Origin of the sequence: Clostridium sp. OF09-36, from assembly GCF_003481985.1 — a bacterium.
GTDB lineage: Bacteria > Bacillota > Clostridia > Lachnospirales > Lachnospiraceae > Brotaphodocola.
Window position 1 is genome coordinate 18,464 of the sequence record NZ_QUMD01000014.1, and the last position, 15,551, is coordinate 34,014.

Below are 15,551 nucleotides of genomic sequence, written 5' to 3' on the forward strand. Positions count from 1 at the left end.
AAGATTTAGAAGTCAAGTTATCTTTATATAAAAAGGCTTCTGCCAGGAAGTATCATACATTTTCACAAAAGTGATACCTTTTAGCAAAAGCCTATTATTCAGCAGAGTTTCAAAACACCCCACTGCTGCGATATTCAAATGGTTCATTCATAAGGCTACAAAACACATATCCATTTTCGTTCCTTAATATCCCACAAACCGCAGAAAATCAAGGTTTCTTTGAAAGCAGACATACGGTTTCAATATTCCCCTGAACATTTATTTTATACTGCATAGCGAAAGTATGCAATAGGTTTTCAAAGTGGGGTAATGGTTTTATCCCCATAAAAAGTGGTTGACTAAATGTATTTTAGAATTTTTCTATATAAATCCCACAGCCTCGGTCCACAAAAACCACCCAAAGCACTCAATCCACGATGCTCATGAACATCTCTATCTTCAACCTCAAAGAGCCTATGGAAATCATCTCCCTCACCTACATAAACTGATTTGTCATAATTAAGAAAAGTAGACTTGCCACTAAATTGGTCACCTGTGATATCTATAATAATATATTTGTCTACCATCAGCCATGCATGAGATTGTCCGTTTCCATCCGGTTTACCCCAATATGTTCCACAGACATAATCTGTTTTGATACCTTTATCCAATAAATACTGAGCTAACAAATCACTCGTATCTCCGCAGCAAGCACGTGGAAATCTGCGATATATGCTGTCGTTATCAAACTCCCCTGCTTCCAAAGCCAAGTCAATCGCTCTTCGAAATTGGGTTGCGAACTGTTCAATTTCCTTCATCATACGCTCCTTTAACAAAACCGCTTTTGCGAAAAAGTATTCTTTCGCCAAAATGTATATCTCCCGTTCTCCAAAGCCTATCCCCTGGGGTAAACCTCCTGATATATCATCACTCTGCGGAAACAGAAACACACATCTATTTTATTCCCAAAATGGCGAAATCCTTTGATTTATTGGGCTTTTCTTGACAGAAGGCAGACTGTTTCGACTGTTGTTTCAGTTTCCAAGGGAAGTTCTTTCACTTCCTCGCCATCAACAGGCACAGGGAAGTTGAATACAATCTTCTTTATCCAGCTTCCGTCTTTTCTCTTTTCCGGGAACATCTCAATTCGCTCAATAAAGGCTTTCATAAACTCTTTCTGTTCTGCTTCCGTTGCGGAATGGTAGACTTCATCAAATGCCAGTAAGAGCCGATAAATGTTATCGCCGGAGATTTTCTCCTGCTGGATGCTGCGTATCTGACTTTGCAATTCGCCAATCTGAACTTCGATTTCTTCTATCGTATCATACTGTTCATCATATCGGCGCTGCAAATCCAAAATTTTTCTGTCATAGTGGGCATCGTTGATGTCCAAAGTATCCATCTGACGCTCCAAGCGGCTTTTCGTTCCAAAGGCTTGCTTTAGCTGTCCTTGCAGAACGGCGATCTGCTTTTCCATATCCTCTGTATCAACCGCCGTTCCAATTTTCGCTTGAATTGCTTCTATAAATCGGGGATTGCTGACCATAGCGGAGATGACCTTCGCCACAAATTTGTTGATTTCCGTCTGCTCGATATTCAGCCGGAAGCTGCACTCATGTCCCGTCGGCGTAACCGTATTTTTGCAGTAGTAATAATACCGTGTTTTCTTGTCCTTGCTATGAGCCTTGGCAATATTGCCGTACATACTCTTTCCGCAACACGGGCATTTCAAAATACCGGATAGGATGTGTGCGTGGTCTGGATTGTTGACCTTTTCCCGCTTAAAGGAATTGATCTTGCGCTTTTCCTGTGCCAGATACCAATCTTCTTCGGAAATGATGGCTTCATGCTGACCATCGTAAACAGGGAACTCCGACTGCTCGACCACGTGCATCTCATTTCTTGTACCTTGCCTCTTTTCGGTTCTCCGTCTGCCATAAGCAATTTTACCCATATAAACGGGATTATCCAGTACGTCCTGCACGAAGTTCCTTGAAAATCCGGGGATGGTGTTATTTTGCCGCAGCTTCTTCACAAACCCGTTGCGGTTGAGATATTTAGCAACTCCGGCAACGCCCTCATTGGTATGGATGTAGCGGTCATAAATAACACGGATTACTTCCACTTCATCCTCCGCAATGACAAGGTTTCCGCTTTCCAATTTGTATCCATAGGGAGCGAAACCGCCGTTCCATTTGCCCTCACGAGCCTTTTGCTCCCGTCCTGCCATTGTCTGTGTGCGGATATTCTCTCGCTCGATTTCCGCCACCGCAGACAGCACGGAAATCATAAGCTTTCCGGCATCCTTGGAGCTGTCAATGCCATCCTCCACGCAAATCAGGTTGACACCAAAATCCTGCATGAGCTGCAAAGAGTTCAGAACATCGGCTGCATTTCTGCCAAATCTGGAGAGCTTAAAGACAAGCACATAGGAAACGCCGTCTTTGCAGTCCTGGATGTCGTTCAGCATCCGTTGAAACTCCTGCCTCCCTTGGATGTTCTTGCCGGAAAATCCTTCGTCAGAATACTCCCCGGCAACGACCATATCCTCGTATGCCGCATACTTCCGCAACTTGTCCCGCTGGGCATCCAAGCTGTATCCGTCTACCTGCATGGAGGTGGACACTCTCGTATATAGATAACATTTAAGTTGCTTCTTTTTCAGAATCGCCACCTCCTTCGCTCATTTCTTTTACCATCAATCCCTCGTTGCGGATATAATACTCCAAAAGTCTAAGCACATAATCCGGTGCATGGCGGTTGTCCAATTCCCACTCGGTCATAGTCCGGTAAGGAATATGGACGAGCTTGCAAAAATCTTTCCGGTTCAGTCCTGTGCTTTCACGCAACTTAATAATTCTGTTTTTACAATCCATTCGTCTTTTCTCCCAAAAAGCAAAAATACACGTTGCGTACATATTATAGCATAGCCGCAACAAGTACGCAACGTGTAAATTGTAAATTTTTACGCAGCCTTATCCGTCAAAGGCTGCGCTTGCTTATCATCCTTGGAACACTCCACCGTTTGCGGTGTATCCTGCTCTAATTTATCCAAAACCTGATGCCCGTACTTCTGGAGCATCTGGCTCATAACATCCACACAGCGGTCAAATGCCGCATTATATTTCGCTTCCTCATAATATTTCTTCAATAGGCGATTCCTCCATCAAAGTTCCATATCCTGTCCACGCTTCCGGTCAGGGTGTTTGTGTTCCTGCGTTTCCTTTCCTCTGATGAGGATAGAATTGATAAAAGCCCGAACCCTTTCGGATGCAATTTCCAGTGCATCCAGAAAAGGCTGGGCTTTCTGTTTCAGTTCCATATATTTTTCGTTTACTGCTTCATACCGCTGTTTCCAGATGGAAACCGTCTTTTCAGCGGAAGCCAGTTTCTCCTTCAAGCGCTTGTTGTCAGCATTGGCGATAATGCCGTTGACCGCATAGCGTTTGAGCGTGTCGCACTCATCCGGTGTCAGCGTGATATTATTTCCGAATGTGGCTTTCTTTCCCATCGTTTCAATCTCCTGCACCGTCAGAGCAACGGTCTTTGCTGTTTTGGTTTCCTTTTGCAGAGCTTCCAGTTTCTTTTTCTGTTTCTCCGTGGCATCTTTGGCATTCTCCACCCCCCGCTCCGCCTGTGCCACCTGTCCGGTCATAGCTTCCAAACGCTGCTGTTCAGCCTGAACCTTGAACTGTGTCACTGTCAGATGTTCCTCGGTGCTGCCACGCTCTCCACGCTCCACATCGGTATATCCGGCATTTCGCATGAAATGAAAAAAGTCATCCTGCAACACACTGTAGGACGACTTCAAAATCTTTTTTCCGTTTGCGTTGAGCATGGGATTTCCGTTTTCATCAAGCAACGGCTTGGAGTCCCATTTCTTACTTCGGCTGACCTGTGTAATTGTTTCCTTTACCGTTCCCCGGAGTGCTTCATCCTTACACCGCTTCGACCAAAGAATCTGCTTTTCCACCACCGGGATATAAACCACATGAAGGTGATAGTGGTACACATCCTCGCCAAGAGCTTCGGACATTGCCCGGTTGCGCTCATCGGCGTGCATCACAGCGGAGAGGATATACTGCTCACCACCCACGATCTCCACAGCGGCTTTATAGGCATCGGTATAAAACTGTTTCGCAAATTCATAGCCGCCGTGGTTGTAGAAATAGGCGGAGTTCACATCAAACACCAACTCGCCGTATTTCACAGCATCCGGTTTCAGACCTCTTGTGGAGATCACATTATCATGCTCCATCTGCTCAAACATTTTCACATAATCATCCGTGGGTGCTTTGAAATGAACGTTCAGAGAAGTGCGCTCCGGCACGATGTCCTGATTGCTGTAGCTGTCCTTTTCACGCTCATTGTGTTCCTGTACCTTCGCCACATCCGCAGGCGTTTTCAAGTCCTGATTTCTGGCTATGGTACGGTCTATTCCATCATTTCTTGCCATTGAATTTTTGTCCTTTCTTTGAGATTTGCAGACAGTGGGGAGCTACGGAGAGGCACTTTTTCAAAGTGTAATAACCCACTATGACACTTTCATCCATACTGGCTGCAAAGTGCCGTGGGCTCTCCGAGGGCTCTCCCGAGGGGGAATGCGGTCACTGCGGTGACCTCTGCTGACCAAGGCGAAAATGTCTGCGCCTTTTCCCATGGTCAGCCCGTCTGCATGAAGCTGTTCTGTGTCAACTTCCTCTTGCAGCCGGTGTCCACAGACACTTTTTCAAAAGCCTGTGGACATAGAAACAGCCCGAACGAGAGGATGTGTGCTGTTTCTATAACAAGCGTTTTACGCTCTTTTGCTGCGTACATACATACCAGCAATGGGATTTACTCGACCTGCCGCCATTCCTCCGGAATGTCCTCCGGTACGTACGTACACGGCGAATCTCCGTAAAACCCATTTATATGAGGTCGTGCAATGGCTTCCACTCCCATGAATCCCCACACCCGCCGTCCGGCTGAGTTGGTGATGTTGTTGCAATGCTCCAGATTGAATTTCTTGGCATTGGCAATCATGGCGTCGCTGAAGCTGCGGACTTTCAGCGGAGCAAGAGAATTTTCCTCGCACCACATCCGATAGATTTCATAGAAATCCTTGGAGCTGATGGACGCATCCGCTTTACGCCGGATGTATCCCTCGGAATCCATGAAATCAAAGATATTGTTGTTGTCACGTTTGACCGCTTCCCGGTTTTCCCGGATACGGTCACTCTCCGTAAACTTAAAGTTGTTGGCAACAAGCCGCTGCAAGCCTTCAAATGCCCACAGGAAGATACCCTCGGATTCGGCTTTCATCTTCTCCGCAAGGTCGGGATCGTCAGCTCTGTCCACTGGCTTTTCCTTGGTGGTCAGCACAAGCTGTCTGCGGTAAAAACCATCGCTGCGATCATAAAGAGCTTGCAAATCGCCGTTGCTGAACGCAAGCAGCCGGGCGAACATCCAGCCCTGATAACTCTGCTTGCCTTTGCGTTCCAAATCCATCTTGCCCTGTGCTGTCACGATGGATTTTACATAGTTGGTCTGGCGCAGAGCTTCCATCCGCATATCATCATCCACGCACAGCAGGATGTGTTCCAGATCAGCACGGGCGAAGCGGTTTTCAGAAATCTTGCCGATGCTGCCGTCTTTCATATTCGTGCCAAAGATAGCCGAAAGCACAGCTCCGATTTGGGATTTGCCCTCGCCGCCATTGCCCTTAATCACCATCATACGCTGTCCCTTGTTGGAGGGAATCAGGCAGTAGCCGATGAACTCCTGCAAGGTGGGAATGTCCTCCGCATGGAGCAGTCCGTCCAGAAAGTTCAGCCAGATCACCGGCGCAGTAGCATCGGGATTGTAGGCAACCGGCAGACGGCTTCGCACGATAGTCGGCCTGCCCTTGGTAAATGTGCCGTCCAGCAGCACCGTACCGTTGGACACATGGATGCGATCCTGCTCCGGTGGAAAGTCAGGCACTTGCGCTTCCAGTTTCAGCACTTCCAGAATGTTGGTGATCTTCCGGGGGATGTTGTTCACGGCACAGAATTTCAGCTTGTCGTAAATCTCCCCACGCAGAGGAAGATCGTCCGTCACTCGACCATCGGGCGTGAAAAAAGCTCCGTTTGCGAAGATGATCCTGCGCTCTTGCAGAAATTCTTCACAAAACAGAGCTTCGTTGATGTTCTGCCCGTCAAACCACATGGGCAAGTTCATATCAGGCGTTTTCCGGTTCTTCGCCATGGTGCGCCACCTCCTTTTTCTTTCGTGCGGTATACTCTTGCAGAAAAGCAATTTTGCCGTCCAGCATCAGCTTGTCCACCAATGCCACCCGTTCTTCCAGATCACCCACCGTCAGCACATCTGCCATATATTCGATATGGCAGTGCATCTGGCAGGCTTCCACAAAACGGTCATCCAGAGCATCTTCCGGTGTCTTGGGAGCATAGCGCACTTTCCAATCTTCCAACAGATGCAAATAATCCGTCAGCACCCGGAAGCACAGCATTTCATCCTCCCGGAACTGACGGATATAGGGACGCTTCGGCTTGACCATAGCTGCGGCAGTGGGCGATTTCGGGTCAAGCCCGAAGTCCAAAGCCAGCTTTTGCGCTGCTTCATAACTGCTCAGATTGAACAGCCTTGCCACAAGGTCGATCACATCCCCTTTGGCTCCGCAGCCGAAGCAGAAAAAATAGTCCTCATTCAGCTTCAAGCTCGGATGCCTGTCGTTGTGGAACGGGCAGCAAGCCATGCCGTTGTGGCTCACTTTCAGCCCGTAGTGTTCGGCGGCTTGCTTGACGCTGATTGCCGCCTTGATGGTTTCATAGATTGTCATAGAAAACCCTCCGTTCATAATATTCTGGAAAGCACGAAGCAGCCGCCGTGATTGGCAGGTGCTTCGCTCCTTCTATTATGGTTATGACGGATTTTTCAAAAAACAGGGTAATCGGAGGACAACCCCGTTTCAAAAAACAGGACAACTTTTCAGAGAATATGGATTTCTTTACATTTGCATGATACAATCAAGAAAGTAGAAAAACAGGACAGGAGGGGCAAGCATGAACCAAGAACTGATGACATTGGATTTTTGGCAGGATACGGTTATATATGAGGGAAAAACACTTCCTGTCGGCACGCTTGCCTGTGATGCGCTGAATGTCCCTGCGGATACCATTTCAAGGATGAACGAGCAATGCGAGAACATCAATCTGCTGCTCGGAACATTAAACGCCGGACAGGATGCTTCTGCACTCTGTCCCATTGCAAGGGAAGCTACTCTGGCGATGTTGGATATTCTCAGCGAAACTCCGCCGTTCTCCTATATGGATATACCAAAGCACAGAAAACGGATTGAAAAAGTCTTTACTGTGGACAATACGCTGAAATATGTGGAGTTTGCCATAAAAGCCGCAACCAATTCTTTGCAGTTTGAAGAAATCCAGAACTTTACCGATGCGATGATGCTCCAACGCTATACCGCAGTTTTCGGGCATCTGGCATACTCCCTTGGGGAATACCAAACGGCCATGCTTGATTTTGCAGAAAAAACAGACGGCAACGAAGCAGACCGCACCGCAGAGGGTTTTGCAAAAATGTTCGGCAGCTATTTCCCGCCGGAGTTTTCCATCACGGAAGGCAATGCCTGGATGTCTACCCTGAACAATTCCGTTCAGTATGTATCCGTCATCCGTCCCGGCGAAAAAGTTGCGAAGCTGGTCAAGCGGATGCACTATGTATCCTTTGTAGGGATGTTCCGGTCTGATCTCTTTGAGGGCCTGTGTGTTGGTCATGCACCGAAGAAATGCAAAATCTGCGGCAAGTGGTTTCTGACCACCAACGCACGGCACACCAAATACTGTGGCGGCTATGCACCGGGGGACAAGCTGCACCGCACCTGTCGGCAGATCGGCAACCTGAAAGGCAGAGAACAACGGGAGCTTGCGGACGATCATCCGGTGAAACAGATTTATGAGAAACGGCTGAACACCATAAACCGCTATGTGAAGCGTGGTACTCTGGACGCTGATCTTGCAGAGGTTATGAAAAAGCTGGCAAAAGATAAGATGCTCCGGGCATTGAGCAATGTAGCCTATGCCAAGGGAGCTTATGAAAAAGAAATGGACCAGGCGGCTTTGAAAAAGGAAGCAAGTGCAAAAATATACAAAGAAAGGGACAAACATGAATAGAAAAGAACTTAGTCAGAATCATTGGAAATACTACTTAATGCTCGAAAAGCGTTTTGTTGAATCAATAGAGTTTGTAGAACTACATGAGGACAATTTTGATGCATTTTCTAACGGATATGCCCTCTTAATTCAAGCCATAGGGGCAGAGTTGGATACTGTATTCAAAGAGTTTTGCGGTTTCAATACAACGGATCGAAAAACGGTTGCAGACTATGCACAGTATATTTTGACCAACACACCGGATATAAAAAATCAAAAAATCAGTGTACAGGAATACGATATCGAAATACAACCGTTTATGAATTGGGATATTACCCAGCCCGCACAGTCGTTGCAATGGTGGGGAGCATTTACAGATGTCAAGCACAACCGCTATGAGCAGTTGAAGCAAGCAAAGCAGGAGAATGTACTAAATATCTTGGGAGCTTTGTATTTGATAGAAATGTTGTACTTGAAGAAAATCACTGATGGGACAGACGAATTTGATGTGTTTGATGAATCTTCCAACTTGTTTAGTTTGAAAAACTGGACTTCTAAGGCTGTGCCGCTGAGCCAAGCTTTTGCCGTGCTAAGCGATATGATGGACGACGAAAATAATACTACTAACAAAAAGTTCGATGCATAATTACTGTCGATATTGATAGAGAAAGAACCGAAAGGAGGTGCGCTATGCTGAGTGATTTTTCATGGGACATGACCGGATACATACCAAAACACGCTGTCAATCCGCACGGTGACGGCATCATTCCTTATGCGGCAGAGCGCATCTTCCAACTGGAACCGGAGCCTCCAGCGGTGGGCAATCTGAACGAATATATCCTGTCTGCCTTGCAGGAAAAGAATTTGATATATTTCTCATTCTTCCTACACCACTACGAGCCGCAACTTAACAAGCGCATCAAAGACTTTCTCGGTGTGGATGGCGGCGATCTGTACGACACAGACCGATTTATAGATATAAAGCTCTCCTGCCGGGAGCAAATGCTCCAAAAGCTGATGGACTATGATCCTGCCAAGGGTGCGAAGTATGCTACATACATTTTTCCATTCATTCGGGATGCTATGCTACGTTTTCGCATGGGAGAAGAAAAATGGTCGGTATCCTCCCTGACCAATTACAAAATGGTGCGGTCAATGGCTTGGCTCTACCATAACAGCAAGGATGCAGTCAGCGAATTTGCCAAGAAGTACAACTGTGATCTTGCCCTTGCGGAAGAATATCTGAAAGTTGTCCGTGGCATCCGCAATCAGCAGCCTTTCTATGTGACAGACGAGGACGGCGAGGAAACCGACGAAGATGTTGCCCTTGATGATACTTGGAACTATGCCGACATTCTCTGGAACGGCATACAGGCGGAAAAGGTGCAGCGGGCTTTTGAGAAACTGAACTACCGGGAGCAGACCTTGCTTGAAAAGCGGCTGGCAATCTGCATGACCTGTGGGCGTGTCGGCTCATGGAAAGGTCGTCCCACCTTTGAGGAACTTGCAGTTATGTTCGAGGGCAGCACAGCCAGCGGTGCAGAGCGAGCCTACCGGAAAGCGGTGGACAGGCTGACGGAATTATTGGTTGCCGAGGGCGCAATCCATGCTGTCCGGCTGAAACAGAAGTCCAAAACCAAGCGCAAAAAGAAAATTGCCGCCGCAATCTACGAATACCAGGCAGACTGCGACGGCGAATGGGGCGAGATTTCCTTGGATTTTGAAAACGGCACAGCGGAGATTATCCGACTTGCCGATTGGGATACCATGAAAACAAACCGCTTTGCCAACAAGGTAATATCCTACCTTTTGAGCTGCGAGAATGAGAAGCTGCCAAAGGAAACTACAGTAGCGTTTGAATAAGCTTATAAATATTAAAAATCATTTCTTTTGACACAGAGAATACAAATCGGTGTTGTACAGTAAGGGCGAAAGGAGGAAAAGTATTATGAACAGTAAGATTTTGATTGTAGAAGATGAGGCCAAGTTGCGGGAAATCCTGTGTGACTATTTCAGCAGCAAGGGAGAACTGCCTGTTGAAGCAAGCAACGGAATACAGGCGCTTGAGCTGATTGATGAAAATGAATTTGACGCAGTTTTGCTTGACATTATGATGCCGGAGCTTGATGGGCTTTCTGTCTGCCGTGCTGTGCGCAGAACAAACGATGTTCCTATCATTTTCCTCACAGCCCTTTCCGACGAGGAGGACAAACTGCTGGGTTATGAACTCGGTGCAGATGATTATGTGACGAAGCCATTCACCATGTCTGTCCTTTATGCAAAAACTATGGCGCTCATCAAGCGTAATCAGCGCAGTGTCCTTGCCGGTGACCGGATGGAGGTCAGCGGGATCACTCTGGAGCTGACTGCAGGCAGAGCTTATGCTGGAGGCAAGGAAGTCTTTTTGACGCCGAAGGAGTTTGCTCTCCTTCGCTGCCTGATGCAGAATAAAAACCTTGTCATGAGCCGTGAGCAACTTCTGGTTAAGTGCTGGGGTTACGACTACGAGGGCGAATCTCGGGCTGTAGATACCCATATTAAGCGATTGAGAGAAAAACTTGGCGACTATGCCGAATGCATCAAGACCGTTATTAAGGCGGGTTATAGATTGGAGGGGTGACGATGAAAAAAATCTCCAAAGGCTATCGGATTGCATCAGCTCTTTTCCTAATCTGGGCGATTGTTGATTTCCGCAATTATGCAACAATCGGGAAAGACCTTGTAGCTTATTATTCTGGTGAAAGCATTATTTGGGAATTAGTACAGGATAAACTGTTTCAAGGAATTGTAAAGGTTGTTTTGGCTGTCGCCATCATCGTGGTTGGTCTAATCAGAGCAAGGAAAAAGAAACAGCGTACCGCTCTGACAGCTATTACTTGCCTACTTTCCCTCGCATTGTTTGTAATTTGGGGAGCAGGAATGTTCTGCTTGACCTCCGTTACTGCTGAGTATGCCGCCACAAGATATCTAAATGGCTATCGCGATTTTGCATCTACCATGCAACTCGAAGCTTTGAACACTGGTTGGGGAAAGGTTTTGATTCCAGTTATGCGAACTACGATGCAAATCGCCGGTGGGAGGCGGTAGACGACGGCGGACATGCAGATACTTTTTATGGTGCGAGATTTATAGTTGGTGAAGATGATGAATTTCTAAAGCGGCCAAACAGCAACAAGGTATATTCTGCTACTGCTGTTTATGATGCAGGAGGAAATCTTCTTGAATGTAGTTGGTCGGATTTCTTTTACTTCGAGTATTTGACAGAAAACCAATGGGATAATCGAGAGGAAAGATCCGGGAATAATGCCCGTGCTTTCTTTGATAGAGAAATGCTTACTGAGAAAGGTAAGGAGATACTCAGCAACAGCGTTCTGACATTCGATGCTGCCGCAATGCGCTTTACCGGGACTTTTGATGGTGTCGAGTTCACACCCATCAAAATTGAATATATCGATTGGGACGAATTCCAGCATGCCTTAGATTCAAAGGGAAGTGGTCAGTATACCGTTTCCGGCATCGTAGAGGATTACGATCTTCAATGGAACACCATGTACGAAGATGCCTCTGACGCTTTATCCAGTGAGGACGTTGTTGTATTCTACTCTGATTGGTTTGATGTTTGCTATAATGAGATATCTCCTGCTTTTTCGTACAAAGGAACAGACTATGAAAATGTAGCTTCCCTTGTTGCCAAACTTGGACCGGAACTGGCTGCCGGAGCAAAGAATTTGACTTTCTACGATGGCCTTGACCTTTTAATCCCAAGTGTGAACTACTGTCACAGCTTCGATGGAGAAACCTATTATGACCCATACTATTATGGGGAGGCTGCCTATGCAGAAGAAGCGCCTGATCTCCATTTTTATACCGTGAGTGTCGTGTACTGCTCTCCTTGGCGCACCGCATTTGGCGAACTGAGCGTTGTGTACTTAATTACACTTCTTATTGCAGTGGCACTTGTGTTCGTATTACGCTCCATAATAAAAAATCATTTAATCCAACCTGTCCTATCGGTTGGAGAAGCGCTGATGAGCGAAGAAGAGAAGAACTACCTATATCCGGAAATGTCAAAAGCTTGGTATGAAAGCAAGTTGCTACAAGAGGGTTTCGCCAAGCATAGCGATAAGAGCCGGATGCAAAGAAACGAGATTACACGCTTGAACACGGCACTTGAGTATGCAAAAGCAGCTGAGGAAAACCGTCGTCAGATGACCTCTAATATTGCCCATGAACTGAAGACTCCGCTGGCGGTGATTCACAGCTATGCAGAGGGACTGAAGGAACACATTGCAGAAGACAAACGTGATAAGTATGTGGATGTGATCCTTGCGGAAGCCGAGCGAACGGACGGTATGGTTTTGGAGATGCTGGATTTGTCCAGACTTGAAGCGGGTAAAGTGAAGCTCTCACGGGATGAGTTTTCGCTTGCCGATCTTACGAAAGCCATCTTCGAGAAACTCCAAATGGCGGCAGAGGCAAAGGAACTGCAGATCAGCTACGAGTTCCCGGAGCAAAGCACCATCGTTGCGGACGAGAATCGAATTGCACAGGTGGTTGAGAATTTTGCGACCAATGCAGTCAAGTACACCCCCGCCGGTGGCAGTGTCACAGTACGGATTCAGAACAATCGTGGTAAAACCACATTCTCCATCGAAAATGACAGCAAGCCTCTTTCCGCAGAAGCTTTGGCTAAAGTATGGGACACTTTCTATCGAGTTGATGAATCCCGCTCCGGAGGCGGCACGGGGCTTGGTCTTGCTATTGCGAAGAATATCGTGGAACTGCACGGCGGCAAGTGTTCTGTCCGAAACACGAAGACGGGTGTGGAGTTCCAGTTTACAATTTAAAACCTTGTTAGAAACAACACGGCCCACCGATCATTTTGACCGGTGGGCTGCGCTATGTTTATTCAGTTCAATCCATCAACTGATGTTCCGATACGCCTTGCACAAACCGTTCTAAATCACCGCCAAACACAAGCTGTGCATATTCCAGCGGCTTGTTGTAGATTAGCCAGTCCAGCTCCGACCGCTGATACATATTATCGGCAACCTCATTCTCCACGGCAATCGTGTCAATCGCAATCATGCTGCCATCTGCAAATTTCAGCTCCACACAGGCGTTATCCATGTTGAACTCACAAGAAATCAATCTATCCATAAGAAACCTCCATTCTGCGGGATGTTAGATCATCCCAAAATATTTGAATGCTTCTCGGATTGCTTTCTCTTTTTCTGGTGGACACTGGGGCTGTCTGGAATCCTCGGATTTCGGCAGATTATAGTTTTTGCCTACCTCAATCCCGCATTTCCGCTTAATCTGTGAGATATAGAGGTTGGACACCTTTAACCCGGTATGCTCCAACACATACTCCTTGATCTGCGGATAGGTAGCTCCATCTTGGAACTCTGACATATCCATATCTTCCAAAGAGAACTCAACCCGAATCTTTTTCGAGTCGACCTCGCCCTTGGAAAGCAAGACAACCGTCTCAACGGTATTCCCTTTGTCCCACAAAAGCTCCGTAACTTCCCCGCCATCCTTGAACACCGGAAAATTCAGACCAATCCGCTTTAGCGGATATTCAGACTCGTCATTCCTGTAAATTTCAATTTCCTTAATCAAGGCTGTGACCACATTTCTCTTTTCTTCGTCATTTATTATATTATAAACGCAGTCGAAGTTCACCATGATTTTGTAAATATTCTCAAGAGTAATTGCCTGCTGCTTAATTGCATCTCGCCGAAGTCTGGCATCTTCGATTTTTTCCTCCAGCTCAACAATGACATCATATAGGGAATCTAACCGCAAGGTCATATCATGGAGCTTTCGTTCCCGATATTTTGCATCAGCAGGGAGACTGTCAATTTCCCGTTCCAATCTTGTTTTATTCAGATCAACTTCCTTCAGCTTTGCCTGATAGCCCTCCAGTTCTTTATCCACTGCTTTCGTGTCAATCTGAACGCCAATCCGTTTTTTAATGGCTTGGGCATATTCCTCATTCCTTACGATCTCACGAATTGCCTCAATGACCATCGGTTCAATATCGGTCTTTTTCAGCATCGCCTTATATTCACAATGCTTCCCCCGGACCATCCTATTCCGACTACATACATAATAGTAAATTTCTTTGTAAGTGCCATCTTTATTTGTCCATGCGTGTTTATTCGTATACATGGGACTTCCACAAACCGGGCATTTCAGCAGACCGGATAACAAATGAACTCGATCTCGCCCAATTTTTGACGGTTGCTTTACTCCGGTTCTAAGACGCTTGGCATGAGCCTTTTCCCATACCTCCTCACTAACGATTCCTTTATGCTGTCCCTCTGTCAGAATGTAATCGTCATTTCTTTTCATCTGGTAATCGTTTTTTGTGCCTTTGACTTTTTCCTTCGTTCTCCGTCCATAAGCAATTTTACCGCAATAAACCGGGTTATCCAATATCAGTTTAATAAAATGTCCTGTCCAATCCTCTAATGTGCCATTCTGCCTCGGAATTTTCCGTATACCTTGTAAGTTCAACTGATTCGCAATACCACCCAAACCGATTTCCGATGAAGTATATAATTCAAAAATCTTCCGTATTGCCACAGCCTCTGTTTCTTCAATCATCAGCTTGTTATCTTCCAGTGTATATCCGTAGGGAGCAAAGCCACCATTCCATCCACCCTGCCGTGCCTTTTCGCGCCGCCCGTTCATCGTCTGCTCGATAATATTCTCACGCTCAATCTCAGCCACAGCAGATAGTACAGAAATCAAAAGTTTTCCGCTTGTCTGAGAGGAATCAATCCCTTCTTCTATGCAAATCAGATTTACACCATAAGATTGAACCAACTCCAAAGAGTTAAGTATATCTGCTGCATTACGACCAAACCGTGACAGCTTATACACTAAAATATAGTCAATGTCCAAGCCATCCTCAATATCTCTGAGCATTTTTTGAAAGGCAGGCCGTCCCTCAATGGATTTACCGGATTTACCGGCATCTTCATAAGTATCAACAACGATCATTTCCTCACGATCCGCAAATCGTGTCAGCATATTTTTTTGACCTTCCAGGCTGTATCCGTCCACTTGCATCTCTGTGCTGACCCTCGGATACAAAACACAGCGTTTTCCATATCGGTTCATAATTCATACCTCCAAAATTTACTTTTGGAAAATACCCTATGTAAAGCTGCGATTCTCACGCAGCTCCGTCAACCTCGCCCAGCACTCTCATACCATATTTCTCGATTATATGTGCCAGCGAAGTGATAAACGCTTCAAATTTTTGTTCCGCCAGACGTTCTTCTGACCGGATTTCATCTGAAGGAATCAATGCGCTTTTATTCTGGATATTCTCCATTCAGAATCACCTCCGCAATTCCTAACGAAATTATAACTCTACTTGCACGGCCTGAAAATGATACGCCT

The 15,551-nt window shown here is 46.3% G+C and carries 16 protein-coding genes; 6 read left to right on the forward strand and 10 right to left on the reverse strand.

The features are described 5' to 3' along the window. Nucleotides 1–338: 338 nt before the first annotated feature. The 7 genes from DXA97_RS11960 to DXA97_RS11990 all read right to left on the reverse strand — a co-directional run bounded on the left by DXA97_RS11960 (nt 339) and on the right by DXA97_RS11990 (nt 6,802). A complete protein-coding gene (locus DXA97_RS11960) occupies nt 339–848 on the reverse strand; it encodes a hypothetical protein (protein WP_049889967.1) in 510 nt (169 codons plus the stop codon). 119 nt (nt 849–967) lie between these two features. Then, on the reverse strand, nt 968–2,644 hold the full coding sequence (locus DXA97_RS11965) for a recombinase family protein (RefSeq protein WP_118607221.1): 1,677 nt from the start codon (nt 2,642–2,644) through the stop codon (nt 968–970). Next, nucleotides 2,625–2,855 (reverse strand): helix-turn-helix transcriptional regulator, encoded by a 231-nt coding sequence (locus tag DXA97_RS11970; RefSeq protein ID WP_007488123.1) that lies wholly within the window; start codon nt 2,853–2,855, stop codon nt 2,625–2,627. The genes DXA97_RS11965 and DXA97_RS11970 overlap by 20 nt, the downstream gene beginning before the upstream one ends. Nucleotides 2,856–2,944: 89 nt before the next feature. Beyond that, the gene (locus tag DXA97_RS11975; RefSeq protein ID WP_007488117.1) at nt 2,945–3,130 is read right to left on the reverse strand and encodes a hypothetical protein; all 186 of its coding nucleotides are present in this window, start codon (nt 3,128–3,130) and stop codon (nt 2,945–2,947) included. Nucleotides 3,131–3,145: 15 nt separating this feature from the next. Further along, nucleotides 3,146–4,435 carry a plasmid recombination protein gene (locus DXA97_RS11980; protein ID WP_118720329.1) on the reverse strand — a complete coding sequence of 430 codons (1,290 nt, stop codon included), beginning with the start codon at nt 4,433–4,435 and terminating at the stop codon, nt 3,146–3,148. Between the two features lie 380 nt (nt 4,436–4,815). Beyond that, the gene (locus tag DXA97_RS11985; RefSeq protein ID WP_117552068.1) at nt 4,816–6,207 is read right to left on the reverse strand and encodes a phage/plasmid primase, P4 family; all 1,392 of its coding nucleotides are present in this window, start codon (nt 6,205–6,207) and stop codon (nt 4,816–4,818) included. Next, complete coding sequence (locus tag DXA97_RS11990) at nt 6,182–6,802, reverse strand: CHC2 zinc finger domain-containing protein (protein WP_117552067.1); 621 nt, start codon at nt 6,800–6,802, stop codon at nt 6,182–6,184. Before DXA97_RS11990 ends, DXA97_RS11985 begins: the two co-directional genes overlap by 26 nt. A gap of 223 nt (nt 6,803–7,025) precedes the next feature. Here DXA97_RS11990 and DXA97_RS11995 point away from each other — a divergent pair, with 223 nt between their 5' ends. The 6 genes from DXA97_RS11995 to DXA97_RS12020 all read left to right on the forward strand — a co-directional run bounded on the left by DXA97_RS11995 (nt 7,026) and on the right by DXA97_RS12020 (nt 12,979). Beyond that, entirely contained in the window at nt 7,026–8,153 is a 1,128-nt protein-coding gene (locus DXA97_RS11995) for a DUF6076 domain-containing protein (protein WP_117552066.1), read from the forward strand. Beyond that, nucleotides 8,146–8,778, forward strand: coding sequence for a hypothetical protein (locus DXA97_RS12000; RefSeq protein WP_021683574.1), 633 nt, complete (start codon nt 8,146–8,148; stop codon nt 8,776–8,778). Before DXA97_RS11995 ends, DXA97_RS12000 begins: the two co-directional genes overlap by 8 nt. A gap of 44 nt (nt 8,779–8,822) precedes the next feature. Then, nucleotides 8,823–9,995, forward strand: a complete 1,173-nt coding sequence (locus DXA97_RS12005) for a hypothetical protein (RefSeq protein ID WP_117515287.1) — start codon at nt 8,823–8,825, stop codon at nt 9,993–9,995. An 85-nt stretch (nt 9,996–10,080) separates the two neighbouring features. After that, nucleotides 10,081–10,752, forward strand: coding sequence for a response regulator transcription factor (locus tag DXA97_RS12010; RefSeq protein WP_117515285.1), 672 nt, complete (start codon nt 10,081–10,083; stop codon nt 10,750–10,752). A 2-nt stretch (nt 10,753–10,754) separates the two neighbouring features. Then, nucleotides 10,755–11,219: a hypothetical protein gene (locus DXA97_RS12015; RefSeq protein WP_118720331.1), complete on the forward strand. Its 465-nt coding sequence runs from the start codon at nt 10,755–10,757 to the stop codon at nt 11,217–11,219. Beyond that, nucleotides 11,156–12,979, forward strand: coding sequence for a HAMP domain-containing sensor histidine kinase (locus tag DXA97_RS12020; RefSeq protein WP_147355566.1), 1,824 nt, complete (start codon nt 11,156–11,158; stop codon nt 12,977–12,979). Before DXA97_RS12015 ends, DXA97_RS12020 begins: the two co-directional genes overlap by 64 nt. A gap of 67 nt (nt 12,980–13,046) precedes the next feature. Here the strand turns inward: DXA97_RS12020 and DXA97_RS12025 are convergent, their stop codons facing one another. The 3 genes from DXA97_RS12025 to DXA97_RS20205 are packed head-to-tail and all read right to left on the reverse strand — an operon-like array spanning nt 13,047 to nt 15,483. Beyond that, entirely contained in the window at nt 13,047–13,292 is a 246-nt protein-coding gene (locus tag DXA97_RS12025; protein WP_117484580.1) for a DUF6061 family protein, read from the reverse strand. A gap of 24 nt (nt 13,293–13,316) precedes the next feature. Beyond that, nucleotides 13,317–15,266 carry a recombinase family protein gene (locus tag DXA97_RS12030; RefSeq protein ID WP_118720335.1) on the reverse strand — a complete coding sequence of 650 codons (1,950 nt, stop codon included), beginning with the start codon at nt 15,264–15,266 and terminating at the stop codon, nt 13,317–13,319. Between the two features lie 55 nt (nt 15,267–15,321). Continuing rightward, nucleotides 15,322–15,483, reverse strand: coding sequence for a hypothetical protein (locus DXA97_RS20205; RefSeq protein WP_002576183.1), 162 nt, complete (start codon nt 15,481–15,483; stop codon nt 15,322–15,324). Nucleotides 15,484–15,551: the final 68 nt, after the last annotated feature.